Annotated in this window: 10 protein-coding genes; 8 read left to right on the top strand and 2 right to left on the bottom strand. The window is 51.0% G+C overall.

Translation table 11 applies throughout. The features are described 5' to 3' along the window. Positions 1-15 precede the first annotated feature (15 nt). The 5 genes from KIH39_RS06290 to KIH39_RS06270 are packed head-to-tail and all read left to right on the top strand — an operon-like array spanning position 16 to position 5,031. Entirely contained in the window at positions 16-1,797 is a 1,782-nt protein-coding gene (locus KIH39_RS06290) for an NADH-ubiquinone oxidoreductase-F iron-sulfur binding region domain-containing protein (RefSeq protein WP_213498405.1), read from the top strand. Further along, a complete protein-coding gene (locus KIH39_RS06285; RefSeq protein ID WP_213498404.1) occupies positions 1,794-2,534 on the top strand; it encodes a 2Fe-2S iron-sulfur cluster-binding protein in 741 nt (246 codons plus the stop codon). Before KIH39_RS06290 ends, KIH39_RS06285 begins: the two co-directional genes overlap by 4 nt. Continuing rightward, positions 2,528-3,073 carry an NADH-quinone oxidoreductase subunit B family protein gene (locus KIH39_RS06280; RefSeq protein ID WP_390623695.1) on the top strand — a complete coding sequence of 182 codons (546 nt, stop codon included), beginning with the start codon at positions 2,528-2,530 and terminating at the stop codon, positions 3,071-3,073. The genes KIH39_RS06285 and KIH39_RS06280 overlap by 7 nt, the downstream gene beginning before the upstream one ends. 9 nt (positions 3,074-3,082) lie before the next feature. Then, complete coding sequence (locus KIH39_RS06275; RefSeq protein WP_213498402.1) at positions 3,083-4,525, top strand: Ni/Fe hydrogenase subunit alpha; 1,443 nt, start codon at positions 3,083-3,085, stop codon at positions 4,523-4,525. Continuing rightward, positions 4,522-5,031, top strand: a complete 510-nt coding sequence (locus KIH39_RS06270) for a hydrogenase maturation protease (RefSeq protein ID WP_213498401.1) — start codon at positions 4,522-4,524, stop codon at positions 5,029-5,031. Before KIH39_RS06275 ends, KIH39_RS06270 begins: the two co-directional genes overlap by 4 nt. On the opposite strand, the gene KIH39_RS06265 is transcribed toward KIH39_RS06270, so the two are convergent. Beyond that, on the bottom strand, positions 5,003-5,377 hold the full coding sequence (locus tag KIH39_RS06265; protein ID WP_213498400.1) for a hypothetical protein: 375 nt from the start codon (positions 5,375-5,377) through the stop codon (positions 5,003-5,005). The genes KIH39_RS06270 and KIH39_RS06265 overlap by 29 nt on opposite strands. Before the next feature lie 102 nt (positions 5,378-5,479). After that, positions 5,480-9,406, bottom strand: a complete 3,927-nt coding sequence (locus tag KIH39_RS06260) for an NPCBM/NEW2 domain-containing protein (RefSeq protein WP_213498399.1) — start codon at positions 9,404-9,406, stop codon at positions 5,480-5,482. Positions 9,407-10,183: 777 nt separating this feature from the next. On the opposite strand from KIH39_RS06260, the gene KIH39_RS06255 reads away from it, so the two are divergent. From KIH39_RS06255 to KIH39_RS06245, 3 genes are all read left to right on the top strand, one after another. Then, on the top strand, positions 10,184-11,566 hold the full coding sequence (locus tag KIH39_RS06255; protein ID WP_246539559.1) for a DUF1501 domain-containing protein: 1,383 nt from the start codon (positions 10,184-10,186) through the stop codon (positions 11,564-11,566). 438 nt (positions 11,567-12,004) lie between these two features. Next, positions 12,005-12,895 (top strand): ABC transporter ATP-binding protein, encoded by an 891-nt coding sequence (locus tag KIH39_RS06250; RefSeq protein ID WP_213498398.1) that lies wholly within the window; start codon positions 12,005-12,007, stop codon positions 12,893-12,895. Between the two features lie 64 nt (positions 12,896-12,959). Continuing rightward, complete coding sequence (locus tag KIH39_RS06245) at positions 12,960-16,559, top strand: ABC transporter permease/M1 family aminopeptidase (protein WP_213498397.1); 3,600 nt, start codon at positions 12,960-12,962, stop codon at positions 16,557-16,559. Positions 16,560-16,619: the final 60 nt, after the last annotated feature.

Raw genomic sequence — 16,619 nt, 5'->3', positions numbered from 1 at the left:
ACACAAGGACCGGAGTTGGCTCAGGTTTCCGAACAACTAAAGTTGCTGATACGAATTCTCCTTCGCGAATCCAATTCGGACAAAACGAATCTGGTGCCACTTCTGCGTCAGATCCGGCAGGTGGCTGGACCGATCACGAAACCCATGGTCGCGTTCATTGCTTCGGAATTGAATCTTCATTATTCGGCAGTCTTGGACACTGCCAGCTTTTACACCTTCCTGGATTTCAACCGCACGGGAAAAATCGCCATCCGTCTCGCTAAGACTCCCATAAGCCTCATGAAAGGCGCAGACGAACTGGCGGCCGCATTTGAAAAAGCTCTTGGTGTGACGATGGGAGGCACCAGCTCCGATGGCCAATTCTCTCTCAGCTGGACTTCGGATCTGGGAATGTCGGATCAGGAACCTTCCGCACTGATCGAAGATTGGCCACTGACACGGTTATCACCCAATCATGTGCCGGAAATTATTCAACTCCTGAGATCGGGCTTGCCTCTTTCCCAGCATGACCACTCGCGAGTAGATTTTGGCATACAACGGAAGGGTCCGGTACTCTTTTCAGAGCACCCCCCCAATGAGGGCCTGCAAAAGGCGCTATTGTTGGCGCCGGAAAATGTCATCGAGGAAGTCACTCGGTCCCGGCTGCGAGGGAGAGGCGGAGCAGGTTTTCCCACGGGTTTGAAATGGAAATCTTGCCGCAGTTTCGCAGCCCGAGATCGCGTTGTCATATGTAATGCCGATGAAGGAGAACCGGGCACATTTAAGGATCGCGTCCTGCTGAGTGAAGTGCCGGAACTTCTTCTGGAAGGCATAACCATCGCGGCCTGGGCTATCGGAGCCTCGATCGGGATCATCTATCTGCGAGCGGAGTATGCTTATCTGAAACCTGTGCTCGAAAAGCATCTTCAAGAGCGACGGGAAAAGGGCCTGCTCGGGACAAGAATTCACGACAAGGATTTCTCATTCGATATCCAAATTCACATGGGGGCCGGAGCCTATATCTGCGGTGAGGAATCCGCCCTGATCGAATCGCTTGAAGGAAAACGCGGGGCACCGCGCGACCGCCCACCTTATCCGACGGAGCGCGGCTACCTCGGATTGCCAACCACAGTCAACAACGTCGAAACTTTTGCTTGCATTCCCAGAATCCTGGCTCGCGGAGCGGACTGGTTTTCTCGAATTGGAACCCACGATTCCACCGGTACAAAACTCCATAGCATCTCTGGCGACTGCAATAAACCGGGCGTTTACGAAGTACCTTTTGGCGCGACCGTAAAGGAACTTCTCGAGCTTGCCGATGCTCCAGATGTGGCCGCGGTGCAAATTGGCGGCCCCTCCGGACACCTGATAGGTCCTAAAGACTTCGACAGAAAAATCGCTTTCGAAGATCTTCCTTCCGGCGGCTCGTTTATGATCTTCAATAGCCAGCGTGATCTTCTCCAGATCGTTCGCGGTTTCTCCGAATTCTTTAAAGAGGAATCTTGTGGTTGGTGCGTCCCCTGTCGCGTTGGTACGGCTTTATTCCCACGACTGCTCGATAAAATTCTCGGGCAGCAGGGTACGCTTGCTGATCTGCACCAGCTTGAATCCCTGGCCGGGACGGTAGCGCGAACCAGCCGCTGCGGACTCGGTCAAACAGCTCCGAACCCCATTTTGGATAGCTTGAAAAATTTCCGTCCACTCTGGGATTCTCAATTAACGAACCTCGATTTTCAGCCCGATTTCGATCTGGAAAAATCGCTCGCAGAAGCCACCCAACTTCGGACTGATGCACGGGAACGGATATCACTGCTATGAACGATTCACTCTTGCAGTTCACTGTGGACGGGCAAACTGTGACGGCACATGCTGGGGAGACGATTCTGAAGGCTTGCGACCGGCAGGGGATCTACATTCCACGGCTCTGCTACCATCCTGATCTTCCGCCGGGTGGTCATTGCCGGATGTGCACTTGCAAAATCAACGGGCGTTTCGCCGCCACTTGCGTTACCCCAGTGATAGCGGGAATGAAAGTTGAGAACCAAACGCCTGAGTTGCAGCATGATCGTCGGATGATTCTGGAAATGCTGTTCGTCGAAGGTAACCATATCTGTCCGACTTGCGAAAAAAGCGGCAATTGCGAATTGCAGGCCCTGGGTTATCGACTCGGTATGGATGCTACCCGGCTGGCTTTTCGTTGGCCGAAGCGGGAACTCGACGCCAGCCATCCCGATGTTCTGATCGATCGAGATCGCTGTATTCTCTGTTGCCGCTGCGTTCGCGCTTCCAAAACCGAAGATGGGAAAGCCGTATTCAGTCTGGAAGGACGGGGCATTGACTCTCACATTGCGGTCGATGCTCTGACTGGTTTAGGTTCAACCAATTTCCTTGAAACGGACAAATCGACCCAGGTTTGTCCTGTCGGATGCATACTCCCCAAGCATCATTCCTACGAACAACCGGTGGGAAATCGCGTTTACGACCGGCATCTCATCGGTTTCGAGGTGGAACAGAAAAAACTCCCGTCACCAGAACCTCTGGGAGGACAATCGTGAGAAAACCGAAGCTGGCAACCTGTTCCCTGGCCGGATGCTTTGGTTGCCATATGTCCCTCCTCGATATCGACGAAAAACTCCTGGATTTAATCGAGTTGATCGATCTCGATAAATCGCCACTGAACGACAAAAAGGAATTCGATCAAATCGTGGATATCGGTCTGGTTGAGGGAGGCTGCTCCAGCGAACATAATGTCCACGTTCTGAAAAACTTCCGAAAGAACTGCAGGATTTTAGTGGCAGTCGGTGCCTGCGCTCTGACAGGAGGAGTGCCATCTTTTCGGAACATGATCAGCCTGACGAGTTGTCTGGAAGAAGCCTACACGCAAGGACCGACCCACATATCCGGCGGAGAAATTCCTGACGATCCCGATCTTCCTCGTCTTCTCGATCGCGTTTACCCCTGCCATGAAGTGGTCAAAATCGACCACTTCCTTCCCGGCTGCCCTCCCTCCGCCGATGCGATTTGGTTTTTTGTGACAGAACTCCTGGCCGGCCGCTCACCCAGGTTGCCGCCGAGCCTTTTGAAATACGAGTGAATAATTGCCATGGACTCCGTACCTCATCGTCGCAAGATCATCATAGATCCCGTAACCCGAGTGGAAGGGCACGGCAAAGTGACCATTCGCCTGGATGAAAAAGGACAGGTAGAACAGGCCCGCTTCCACGTCGTCGAATTTCGAGGATTCGAAAAATTCATTCAGGGTCGGCCGTTCCGAGAAGTTCCCGTCGTAATTCAACGGCTGTGCGGTATCTGTCCCGTTAGCCATCATCTTTGCGCGGCCAAGGCAATGGATAAGGTCATTGGGGTAGATCGCGTGCCGGTCCGCGCAGATAAAATGCGCCGACTGATGCATCATGGTCAAATCCTCCAGTCGAATGCTCTGCATTTCTTCCACCTGGCCTCTCCGGATTTGTTATTCGGTTTTGATTCGCCGGCAGCTCAACGAAATATCGTTGGACTGGCGCAGCGATATCCCGAGTTGGCCAAGCGAGCGATCCTCATTCGAAGCTTTGGCCAGGAAGTGATCGCGGCTACCGGTGGCCGCAAAATCCACACGAACTCGGCCATCCCTGGCGGCTTCAATCAGCAACTCGATGCGTCGCGAAGAGATGAACTCCGGCAAAAGGTCGATCAAATTTTGGGCTGGACGCAGGAAGCCCTGGAGTTATGCCAGACCATCGCCCGGGAAGATTGGAAAAGGCACTCGGAATTCGGCAGTTTTCCCTCCAGCTATATGAGCCTGGTGGGAACTGATGGGGCAATGGATCTTTATGATGGGTGGTTGCGGGCAATCGATCGAGAGGGCAAAATCATATTCGATGGAGTGAAGCCGGAGCAATATTGTGATGTTCTAGTGGAAGAAGTTCGATCCTGGAGCTATATGAAGTTCCCGCATATCAGATCGCTGGGTAAAGAAGAGGGATGGTATCGAGTTGGACCGCTGGCTCAGATCAATTGCTGTTCACATATTGCTACCCCGTTAGCCGAGCAGGAAAGACAGCGCTTTTTGAAGGCCGGCTGGGGTTACCCGGTTCATGCGACGCTCGCTTATCATTGGGCGCGAATTATTTGCATGATCCATGCGTTGGAAGTAATTCACACGTTCCTAAACGATGCGGATTTACTTCAGGGAGAATTGGTAGCTAAGGGTATCCGACGAAAAGAGGGAATTGCATGGATCGAAGCCCCGCGAGGCACGTTATTCCACCACTACACGGTGGGTGAAGACGACCTGGTGAAGAGTGCGAACTTGATTGTCTCGACAACCAGCAACAACGAGGCTTTGAATCGTTCGGTAACCAAGGTGGCCGAGGATTATCTCTCCGGACAGGAAATTACCGAAGGGTTACTAAATCACGTCGAAGTCGCGATACGGGCCTACGATCCTTGTTTATCATGTGCGACGCATGCCATCGGGAAGATGCCGCTTGTCGCGATTCTCGAAGGACCCGATGGGCAGGAACTCACACGTCGATATCGCGTATGATTGAACCCGATTTCCGAGGAAAGGGGTGGATCGTCGGCTACGGAAATCCGGGTCGGCAGGACGATGGTTTGGGTCCGGAGGCTATCCGCAAGCTTCGGGAGTGGAATCTGCCCGACGTATTCCTTGAAGATTGCTACTGTTTGAATCTCGAAGATGCTCAGACCGCGAAGGATTACGATTTCTGGATCTTCATCGATGCCGCGATATCCGAGGATGAACCGTTTCGACTGACAGTAGTGTTACCTCAGGATGAGACTAGCTTCTCTACGCATATCCTGAGACCGGAGACACTTCTGGCGATCTGCCAGAAATTCTTTGGCACATCCCCGCGAAGTTATTTGCTCACGCTTCGCGGATACGAATTTGAGTTTGAAGAGGGATTGACGGAAAAGGCACAATTGAATTTGCAAAAAGCGCTCGATTATCTTCGAACGCTTTTCCATAAAAGTATCGAAAAGCAGATCATCGCGACGAATGCTACAGCACAAAAATCAAAGGACGATTGAGATCGTATGCCTGAGTAGTCAAGTACCTCAAGTCTTTTAGAAAATTGCTAACATTCTCCTCTTCTACAATGCCTTTTTGCAGAATAAAATCGACGGAAACTAAGAGACTCGGAATGAGTGCGGCTTCCACCAATTCCGATTCCTTATCTGTAATAAAAGAGCCGCAGCGACGGTTGATCTCATGGAATAAACCTTGCGAGCAGAGATCGTTAAACAACTCTTCGGATTGAATAGGCAGGTATCGAACTTCGGCGGACTTGTCGATGTGGTTGCAGCGGAGATTTTCTTCGGCCTGATCGTTCAACGGCAGGACAACTCCCCGTCGAAATAAAGCTGTATTATTCACCTTCGACTCCTCAAAAAATCGAATGCAGGAATCTGTTGTCATTTTATTCCACGCCTTCCTCTTGAAGATTGAATTTCAGAAAATTCCCCGCGTCTCTCCCGATCAGTTGGAGGTAAAGCGAGCATTAGCCCAATCGGCATGATCGTAATCTGGACCATCCCCAGCATCTGTAACTACCAGTCGCAGCGTATGTGCTCCGGTGACATTGATGTTGATAGGAACCGAACCTTGGGAGCCGCGCAATACCGAAGAAGTGTAAGCCGGATTTGAATTTCCATCGAGATAGACCTGAAATACGACTGAGCCTTTATTGCCTACTTCATCGTCGACTCCGATATTCGCCTGAAAACGGGTGACGTCCGCAGGAATCGCGTAGGTCAAGGAACTCCCCGAATGCACACCCAACCCCTTGGCAAAAGTTTGACCCGCAATGCTAATCATCTGGCCATCGTTCGCGGCCGCTTCTCCATTACTCATATCTCGTTCGTACGGTCCCCAACTGTTATAAGCGGTTATCGGCGTCATATCGCTTAAATAGCGAGGTTGATTGCCCGTGAAGGCACTCAATACACTACTCACCTGGATACTGTTGAAATTGAATTGGCCGGAAACCGCCTGAATGCGAATAGTATGCAAGCCCTTGGTTAACGCCACGACTCCGGTAGCCGCGGAACCGGCTGCGGCCACCTGTCCTATGCCACCGTCGAAAGTCATCGCTTGATCATCCACGAAAATTGAAGCTTGACCCGAATTCAGATCCGAAGTCGAACTCGTGATCCTGTAGAAACCGGATGTCGGCACGAAGACGTTCCAGTTCACCCAGTCCTGACTGGTAAAATTACTCGACAAGTTATACGGGTTCGAGCGTTGAGAGTTCAGCTGGGAGGTCGAGTTATTGGAGTTGCCGTAATACACAGCGGAAGTCAGATTCGCGTTACTCAAATTCAGGGTGCTGTTTGGACCATAAATCGTCGTACTCGCATCGGGATTGCCACTTGCGGCGGGAGGTAAGTGGTTATTGGCAATATCGTAGGCACTTGGCAATGGCTGTGTGGATTGCCCTGGTATGGCGTTGTTGCTGCCGCGCCACTGAGTGTAAGTTCCGAAAATTTCCAGCGTGCCGCCGGCTTTAGCAAATGTATCGATCGCCTTGGCTTGCATCAACCGGACGTTGTTGTACTGCGGGTCAGCGCTGGTAATGTTAAATTTCACGTAGTCCAGCAGGGGGTAGGTACCATACTTGCCGCCCAGATCCGAGCCGAGAGCCCAGCCCCCTTCATAGCCGACAAACTTTAAACCATACAGTCGCGCCCAATCCGATTCAGCATTCGTACGGCTCTGATAATCCGCGAAGGATTGCCCGTAGTCCGGGTTATTATCGGGATAGGGGGTAGGAGACTGCGATGCTCCCGTCAAAAGAGCATCGACACTTTGCAACTGCACATTATCGATTAGGGCCTGACCGTTGGCTGCGGTCCCGACGAAATCGATCGTATGCGTTGACCCGGGCGCCCCGGTGAAAGTCAGACTGTAATAGGTCGTCAGACTATCGCTTAGCTGTATGCTGCTGGCCAAGCCATTAGAGAAACCATTATTGGTAAGTCGCTGGGAGGAATTATCCGAGATCGAGGCCAGGTTGTTCGCATCAAGATAGACTTCCAAGCCATTGGCAGCCGATCCGGGAACTTTCGCTGCCGAGAACGTTACCGCATACACATTGGAGGACTGATTGGCGGGAATCGTGAATGTCAGGCGGAGTCTGCCAGCCGGGTTAGTACCTGAGTTGACAGCAGTATTTTTGCCGTTCCCCAACAGAATCGCACTTTGAGCGCCTGCCTGGTCCTGGATTCCGGCACGTCCGATGAAACTCCATCCGGGTGCGGAGGGATTCCATTGCGTGGAATTAGTGGGGACGTTCGGGCTGGAAAAATCACTATCAGCCACCAGTTTTGTCAGACCGAATTGATTGCTAGCCTGGAAATACGTGGCGGCGCCCATGCCCCAGAGATAATAACTCACCGGTTTAGCCGAGCTACCAAAGATCGTGGGCATGGCGAGATTTAGATTTTGCAGGAAAAACAATGCATCCTGGGAAGTATTGTTTTCGTTGGCATACTGCGCCATGTAAACGGCGCGCACTCGCGTTCCCATTCCGGAATCGCCGACCACGCTGCGAAATATCTGCGACATGATGGCTGTCCGATACGCCTGATAGCGGCGAGCCCAGACGTAGGGATCATTCACGTTGTCGTAGTTTAAGCCCTGGCCGACCTGAGCTTGCAAGGAAGTCGAGTTCGGGTTTGCCTGATAGGCCGCCACCGCAGACTTAGCATTAATCAGATTTTCCTGGCTCTGGCTGTAAGGCGGGGCATTGTTCCAAACTTCATTCGAGTACTCGATATAAACGTGCAGATTCGAATTTAAGGGAGGGAAATCAGGTTTCTCCCCCGGATTTGCGGGTCGGTAAGTAGTGACCCCGTTGATCGTCTGCGCGATGCTCCCATATTGGATCAATTTGGCGAGATTGCGAATATAGGTATCGTCCACGTTTTCTGGAATGGATATATAGAGATCCTTGCCGGTTTCATTCGCCAGCATGATTCGATATTCCCAAGACATCCCCCGACCTTCGCTACGTTCCGCGGGATCGCCGTTGCCAAAGGGCTGATAACTGAGATTGACGGTCCCGAACTGATTGAACGCCGTGGGCTGAGTTCGCGTATCCCAACTGGTTGACTGGTTGCCATTAGTCCCTTCCATCATTCGCAAAACGGAATATCGCGAGAGTGAGCTTTCATAATCTGAAGTAAAGATCGTTCCACTCGAATACGGCGTAGTGGGATTGTTATCTTGCGGTCGCATCACGCTCAGATTGGTGATTCCCGTGTTCGTCGGGGATGCGGCCGTTCTTTGAGAACTGGTAAAAATCAGGCCCAAATTGGTTTGGATCGAATCGAGTTTCGGCGACAGCACGATTCGGAAATGAGTAGTGTTGGTTGTTGGGTCGTAACCCTGTCCGGCAGTTTTCACGTTGCCGTAGGCCAGGTTGGTCCAACCGGATGCAGTGGGAATCTGTAGCTGAACCGAATCCACCCCCACATAGTAATAACCCGAAATCTGAACCTGTGCTTTTCCTTGAAATGTGATGTCGTAAACGCCGTCCGCATTGCTGAGGGCATCGAAGATTCCGATAGCGGCATCGGTCATCGGCCAACCATTTGAGTCAGTCTGAACGGGATAAGTTGAAGGACCATTGGAGGTATCCAAATTCAGATAAGGATTGTTGGCGGGTGCCCACCACCAGCGGGAGCTCTTCATCGCATCTGCAAAATAGTAATTCTGATCGTAGTAGTGCGGCTGCGCAACATTTACTCCAATACCATTTGCCGTTTCTATGACCTCGGCCGGTGTTGAAGGACTCGACCATTGCAAATGGAATTCTGCATTTCCGGGTGATTCCTTGAAGCGAATCTGAATCTGGTACTGCTTGCTGCCATCTGCCACGAAAGGACCGTACGACCCCTGCCACGTAGTTTCGGTACCTCGAACCGCCGTTTGTTTGAATGACACCGCATCGGACGAAGCCGGCGTCCAGTTCGCATAATCGCTCGGCAATTGCGAAGGATTCACTGCGCGAATGAATATTTGAAACGAGTCGTTGATGTCGGTGTTGACATAGAAGTTATAAGTCTCGTTGAATGCGGGAAGCAGAGTGCCATTCCAAACAACAGAGTAGGGCGAATTGTTGGCCCCCACCGCAGCATAATTCGGCGACAGCGAACCTCCGGGAGATTGATTACCCCAATTGAAGTCGAGACGTACATCGGTGCGCTGAAAGGAAGGAGTTCCTGCAAATTGATTATTGGCATAATAGTTGCCGACTATTCCACCTCCGGCAAAGCCCCCACCGACGGCTGGCACCTCCCGGGACTCACATTCTTCCAAACGTAAGCGAGTGTTGTATTTTCGAACAACGTATGGTTTGCTTTTTTTGTGTGCACGAAGTGCTGTAAAAAGTTTGCGCAGCATAATTTTCCCCCACACACTTTGACAATGACACCCTATCAAAAACCAGTCGCCGAATCAGATCGGAAAGCCCCCCACACGATCTGAAGCAAACCAGCTTTTTGTTTCGCATCGCGAACCACTCGCGCAGTTCGAATCGACACGACCCGGCTTTTGATCTTTTCCGAAAGATAGATGGAATGGAATCGTTACCTGCCAAACACTTTTGAAGAGTTCATCTGATTGAGAATTGCAGAGCAGATTTCATCCGGTCTCGCGAGATTTGAAATACCGATTGCGAGTGGTTAGTGTCAAGAGAATGTTTTTCAACGTATCAAAAAAGCCATATTCCGCACAAAATCAATGACTTTTTCACGTTCTCGAAGGAGCAAGCTTTTCCCGTTAGGCAATCTGCGGTAGAGCCGTCAGATTATTTTCTTCGCCGATCTAGCTTGTGCAAATAAAGTACCAAACCCTTTTCTCTCTCCGTCCTCAGGCGAAGTCATTTCAAAAGATTTCTGTTCGGAAATTGAACAGGATACAGCCAGTAACTTGCGCGAAGCACCAATGCCTTTGCTGAAGTCACCGGATTGAAACTGACAATTTCAACTCGATCGCAGAGCTCCCCCCTCCTTGAGGAAAACTACTAGAGCTACGCGAACCGCCCACCTAACTGAAAAGCCAGGATTTCCGATTGCAGACCAGGTCCGGTCGGATTATGCTACACATTGTTGATACCCGCCGTGTTTGAGCAAACTTGCTCCTCAAGAATCTGCCAGTTCCTTCTCAAGGACCTCTCTCATGTTTCAACTGGACATTGGACGTTCGGATCGTTATTGCGATGGTCAAAGCCGAAGATCTTTTTTGCAGCTGGGCATAGCCGGTATGGCTTCCCTAACTCTTCCAGCTCTTTTGAAAGCCAGCGACCAATCTCAAAAAAACAAATTGAGCCAACCCGATACTCGCTGCATTCTCATCTGGCTCGACGGCGGTCCTGGCCATATGGACATGTACGATATGAAACCGGATGCTCCGGCTGAGTATCGCGGAATCTGGAAACCAATAAAAACGAAAGTCCCTGGGTTCGACATCACCGAACTCTACCCCAAACAAGCTAAAGTCACGGACAAGTTTTCCATTGTCCGTTCTCTCCATCATAATACAGGCGATCACTTTGCCGGAGCTCACCGCATGCTGACGGCGAAGGACATGGGTGTCAGTGGGGCAAATAACGAGCAAAAATTTCCCGGCATTGGTGCTATCGTCAATCGCGAAGCTGGACCTCGCAAACCAGGAATGCCAGGTTATGTGGGTGTCCCTTACGGAATGAGTGTAGGCTTACGGCCCGGTTACTTCGGCGGGCATCTCCTGGGGGCTCAGTACAATCCTTTCGAAACCGTTGCGGATGCCAATCAAGCCAATTTCAAAGTGCCGAACTTGAACCTGGCTAATGGTTTGACCATGGATCGGCTCGAGAATCGCAAAACGTTGCTCCAGCACTTCGATAGTGTGCAGCGGCAATTCGAAAACCGGCGAGATTTCATTGCCAAGGACAAATTCACAGAAGAGGCATTTCATTTCGTTTGCGGTGCGACCGCCCGCAAAGCCTTTGATATCGCTGAAGAGAAAGCTTCGACTCGCGATCTGTACGGCCGTCACTCTTGGGGGCAGAGTGTTTTACTCGCCAGACGATTAGTGGAGGCAGGTACAACATTTGTTACCGTCCATCTGGGCGGTTGGGATCATCACTGGGATTTGAAAAAAGGTTACGAGACATTACTTCCCATCGTGGACAGCGCGGTGGCGGGACTCTTCACCGATCTTTCGGAACGCGGCTTGCTCGATTCCACACTGGTGGTGCTGTGCGGTGAATTTAGCCGCACGCCGCGAATGAACGATGGCGGCAATGGCGGCGCCCCGATGTCCAAGGGTACCCCAGGCCGGGATCACTGGGGAGATGCGATGTTTTGTCTGCTGGGGGGCGGTGGAGTGAAGGGGGGCCAGATCATCGGTTCTACGGATCGATTGGGGGAAAAACCAAAGGATCGCCCTGTGAAACCATCGCATATTCACTCGACGATTTACGAAGTTCTGGGGATTGATCCCAAGCTGCAGTTGATCGATCCAACCGGACGACCGACAAACATTTTGGATGAGCCTACACCAATTTCGGAACTGCTTTAATTTCCAGCGTGCGACAATCCTTGGTAGTCCCAGGGATTGTCATTCCGAGTAGAGCGGAAGCCATCCACCATTCGGTCGTAATTTTCAAAGCTATTGTCCCTGAACATCTAAAGCCCTCCCAAAACCCAAACAACAATCCAGCTTCGACTGAGTCCGGCGGGAGAAGTGGAACAGACCTCTCAAAAGCACGTCACGGACTATTCTTATCGAACTTTGTCCCGCCTCAAAAATGTTTCGCAGATATGGTCTTGACCAATTACGGACCGCTCTGGCAGATTTCCCAAATATTTGCTATGAGATCTAAATCCATCTCGTTGACTGACGAAAAACCCTCATCCAAATTGTCCTGAAATTCTGCTTCGCTGTAAATGAAACCTTTCGGGACATAGTCGGGTACTAGTTTGGAACATTGCATCACCTAAACACTCCGAGACGCGTATGCTGTCGATTCGAAATCTGGTTAAGGTTTATCCCGGCCCCGTAGCGGCACTGCAAGGGATCAATCTCGATCTGCAAAATGGCATGTTTGGTCTTTTAGGCCCCAATGGAGCGGGAAAAACGACTTTCATGCGCGTCGTTGCCGGTTTGTTGGAGCCAACTTCCGGGGAAGTTCTTCTCGATGGCACGGATGTCATCAAGACGCCGCAGTTTTTGCGGAGTCGACTCGGCTATCTGCCCCAGGATTTTGGACTTTATCCACATTTGACCGGCGAAAAAATGCTGGCCCATCTTCTCCGGCTCAAAGGCGTGGAGTCGCCGAAGGGTACTATGGCTCTGGCACGAGAACTCCTGGACAAAGTAAATCTCAGCTTCGCATCCCAGCGAAAAGTCAAAACCTACTCCGGCGGTATGCGTCAACGGTTGGGATTAGCCCAGGCGATTGCCGGGGATCCTCGTTTGATCATCGTCGATGAACCGACGGCGGGATTGGACCCGGAAGAGCGGGTTCGATTCTACTACCTGCTCGCCGAACTTGCCGAGAAGCGAATTGTTTTACTCTCGACCCATATCGTCGAGGATGTGGCCGTGCTCTGTTCTCGATTCGCCATGATCAACCGGGGTCGAATCGTCGCCCAGACTTCACCTTCGGAAGTCCGCAAACATCTCGAGGGAAACATCTACGAAGCTTCCGTTTCCACGGCCGAATTGGAATCCATCCGAAAATCGCAAATGGTTACGCAAGCCATTCTGGTCGAGGGAACGAACCGAGTGAGGATTTACCAAAAAGGGGGAACTCCACCCATTGGATTTATCGGCGTACCGCCGACTTTGCAGGACGCTTACTTCGTCACTTTACGCTCCGAATTGCCGGGGATCACTCAGCAGTAATGGATTAAAAGCTCGCAGCTCGTCAACCTCAACGCTTTATTCCCGATGATTTAGAAAGCAGGAAATGAATCTCGCACGCACTATGCAGATCGCGAAGATCGATCTATTACACAACATTCGTCGGCCACTCTACTGGATTCTAGTAATCGTACTTTTCCTCTCCGCCTGGGGGCTTTCGACCGGAACCCTTCAGATATCAAGCGGCGATAGCCATGTCGGCGGCACAAAAGCCTGGATCACTTCCGAATTTGCTATCACCCAAATGCTGGGAATGATCGTGTTCATTTTCTATATCTTTTTTGCGGCCATCGCCTCGGGGATGCCCGTGATCGCCGATGATGAGATGAAGATCAGTGAACTTTTGCATTCGACGCCCCTGCGTCCGGCGGAATACATCTGGGGAAAATATTTTGCGATAATTATGAGCTTCCTGGGTGTTTTGGTCCTGCACCTTCTGAGCATGATTTTTTTCAACCATTTCGTTCCTAATTCGCGATCGCTAGAGATTCGCGGCCCTTTCGATGCTTTGAATTATCTTCGGCCGGCCTTTTTCTTCGCGTTTCCGACCTTAATATTCCTCACGGGAATCTCGTTCTGCATCGGAACCTGGAGTCGTCGACCGATTTTGCTTTACGTAATTCCTGTCGCTTTACTGCTTGCATGCGGCTTCTTTCTCTGGAGCTGGTCGCCGAGTTGGTTGGATCCCAGAATCAACAAGCTTTTAATGCTGGTCGACCCTTCCGGGTTTAGATGGCTGTCTGAAACCTGGTTGAAAAGCGATAAAGGAGTGAATTTTTACAACCACGCACGAGTGGAGTATTCTCTTGCGTTCTCACTCAGTCGAATCGTCCTGGCCTGCTTCGGATTACTTTGCGTTTTCGCCGCACAAATTACTCTGGTCTCCAGCATGCGTGGGGCATCGAAAACTCGAAAATCGAAGTTCCGGTTTACATCAAATTCCAACACTCCTGAAAAGTATGAGCGTTTGGAAGCAACAGACTCGGCCAATCTCGGCTCACTGCAAATGACGACCTCACAACCTGGCTTTTTCCAGAGTTTGTGGCACGTGACCAAAGTGGAATTGAGAGAGCTGCGAAGCCAACCGGGCTTGTATCTGTTCATCCCAATTATCATTTTACAGACCGTAACTTCAAGCAGCCTCGCTGTCGGCGCTTTCGATACTCCCTTGCTTTCCACGGCAGGCACGTTAGCGGTCGCCGCGATGAACCCGCTTACGCTTATGGTCTGTTTACTATTGATGTTTTACACCGTGGAATCGCTTCAACGGGATCCTACAACAGGAACTTCTTCCATCCTTTTTGCGGCTCCGGTTCGAACCTCCGCTCTACTGTTTGGCAAAGCTCTGGCAAACAGCGCGGTAGGCGTTTTCATTCTGTTGGCTAACCTGCTGACTTGTCTGACCCTGCTGGCAATTCAGGGAATAGTACCCATTCAAACAGGGCCGTTCCTCATCATCTGGGGACTACTACTGATTCCTACTTTCCTACTCTGGACCACATTCATCACGGCCACGTTCTCGGTAACCGGAAATCGGTACACCACGCTTGGGATTGGGCTGGCAGTGATGATTTTCACGATATATCGGGCTCTCACTAAAGAAATGAACTGGTTGGGCAATTGGATGCTCTGGAGTTCAATTCACTGGAGCGATCTCGGTATTCTGGAAATGGATCGACGCGCGATCTTGCTCAATCGCTTTTTCATTCTGTCTTTGACCCTTTTCTTTGTCGTGGTCGCTGTGAAATTCTTCCGCAGGCGAGAACCCGATCCCGGTCGGCTTTTAACGCGTTTTTACCCGGCGGCAGTTTTCGGAACGGGGCTGCGATTACTACCTTACGCACTTCCGGCACTGATCTTGGGCGTCATGCTCTACGGAAGCGTGTACGATGGCTACGAGGGAGATGTTGTCAAGAAAGCTCTTAAGGATTATTGGCGCAAAAATCACGCCACCTGGACCGATGCGGTCCTTCCTAATTTGAATTCTATGGACGTGCAGTTGGAGATTGAACCGAACGAGGCCGCATTCCGCGTCACCGGATCCTACGAAATTCGAAACGATGGCGAAAAACCGATTCGACTAATCCCTCTGACCGTCGGTCCGCATTGGCAGGATTTAAGTTGGACGATGAATGGGAAGGCGTATCAGCCCGAAGATCGTTCCTTACTCTGCGTCTTTACACCCGAAGCAGAACTGACATCGGGGAAAGTGGTTCGCATCGGATTTTCCTATACCGGTCATCTGCCGAAGGGCATCAGCAAAAATGGCGGTGGAATTTCCGAGTTCATTAGCCCCGCTGGAATCGTATTGACCAGTTTCACACCGAGTTTTCTACCCGTACTGGGTTATGCGTCCGAAATAGGTGTCGATAAAGATAACAAGCACGAACAGAAAGAATATCCCGACGATTACTATAAACAGCGTAAGGGGCCGGCTTTTGGCTCGAACCACGGCTATTCCACTCGCTTTGTGATAACAGCCCCGGAAAGCTTTACTATGAATGCCGTTGGAGTTCGAGTCAGCGAATCGGTTCAAGATGGCAAAAAAACTGTGGAATGGCGAAGCGATCATCCCGTCCGCTTTTGCAATGTTGTCGGCGGCAAGTGGGAAGTCAAGGAAGGGCAGGGCACAAAAGTCTATTATTATCCCGGCCATACATTCAACATCCAGGAAATCTCGGAAACGCTGGATGCCAGCCGGAAGTACTATTCGGAATGGTTTTATCCCTATCCCTGGAAGGAGCTGAAGCTTAGTGAATTCCCGGCCTATGCGAGCTACGCTCAGGGCTTTCCGACAAATATCACGTTTTCGGAAGCAATCGGTTTTCTCACTCAGAATGACAATGAATCGAACGCAACCTTTATGGTGACGGCCCACGAGGCAGCTCATCAGTGGTGGGGAAACATACTCACCCCAGGAAAAGGAACAAATGCCGATTTGCTTTCTGAAGGCATGGCACATTTTTCGACGGCATTACTCTTCGAACAAATGAAAGGTCCACGCGGTCGGATCCAGTTTCTCAAGCAAATCGAATCGCAATACGAGCAGAAACGCCGTCGCGATTCAGAACGGCCCTTAGTGAAAATCGATGGTAGCCAGGATGGTGACACCACGGTGATTTACGACAAAGGCGGTTGGGTATTCTGGATGATGCTGCAACAGCTGGGGCGAGAAGCAATGCTTCAGGGGATTCGACAATTCATCGAACAATACCACGATGGGCCGGACTATCCTTTGCTCCAGAATTTTGTTGAATTCATGCGGAAGTTTGCAACTGACAAACCGGCTTATGATGCGTTCACCAAACAGTGGTTCTATGAAGTGGTTGTTCCCGAATATCGATTGAGCGACGGCCTCCGGGAGGTGTCCTCGAACTCTCCCGAGGAATGGGTTGTGAAACTCAAGATCACCAATGCCGGGACGGCAACAGCGAAAATTGATGTCGCGGCCACTACGGGCGATCGGTTTGATAAAGAAGGGAGGCAACTGCCTGATTATCGGGATGCCCGGCTAGCTGTCGTTCTGGGAGCGGGGGAAAGCCGGGAAATTTCGATCACCTGTAAGTTCAAGCCTACTCAGGTGATTGTCGATCCCGATGCCCTGATATTGCAGTTGGGCCGGAAATCAGCCATCCTTCGATTTTGAGTAATATCTTAGGATCAGCGGGGAAATCTCCGTTGGTCCCTTAAGGTTGCTGATGAGATG

The organism is Telmatocola sphagniphila (assembly GCF_018398935.1).
GTDB lineage: Bacteria > Planctomycetota > Planctomycetia > Gemmatales > Gemmataceae > Telmatocola > Telmatocola sphagniphila.
Note: the sequence above shows the minus strand (reverse complement) of the source record. Positions and strands in the feature narration are given on the sequence as shown.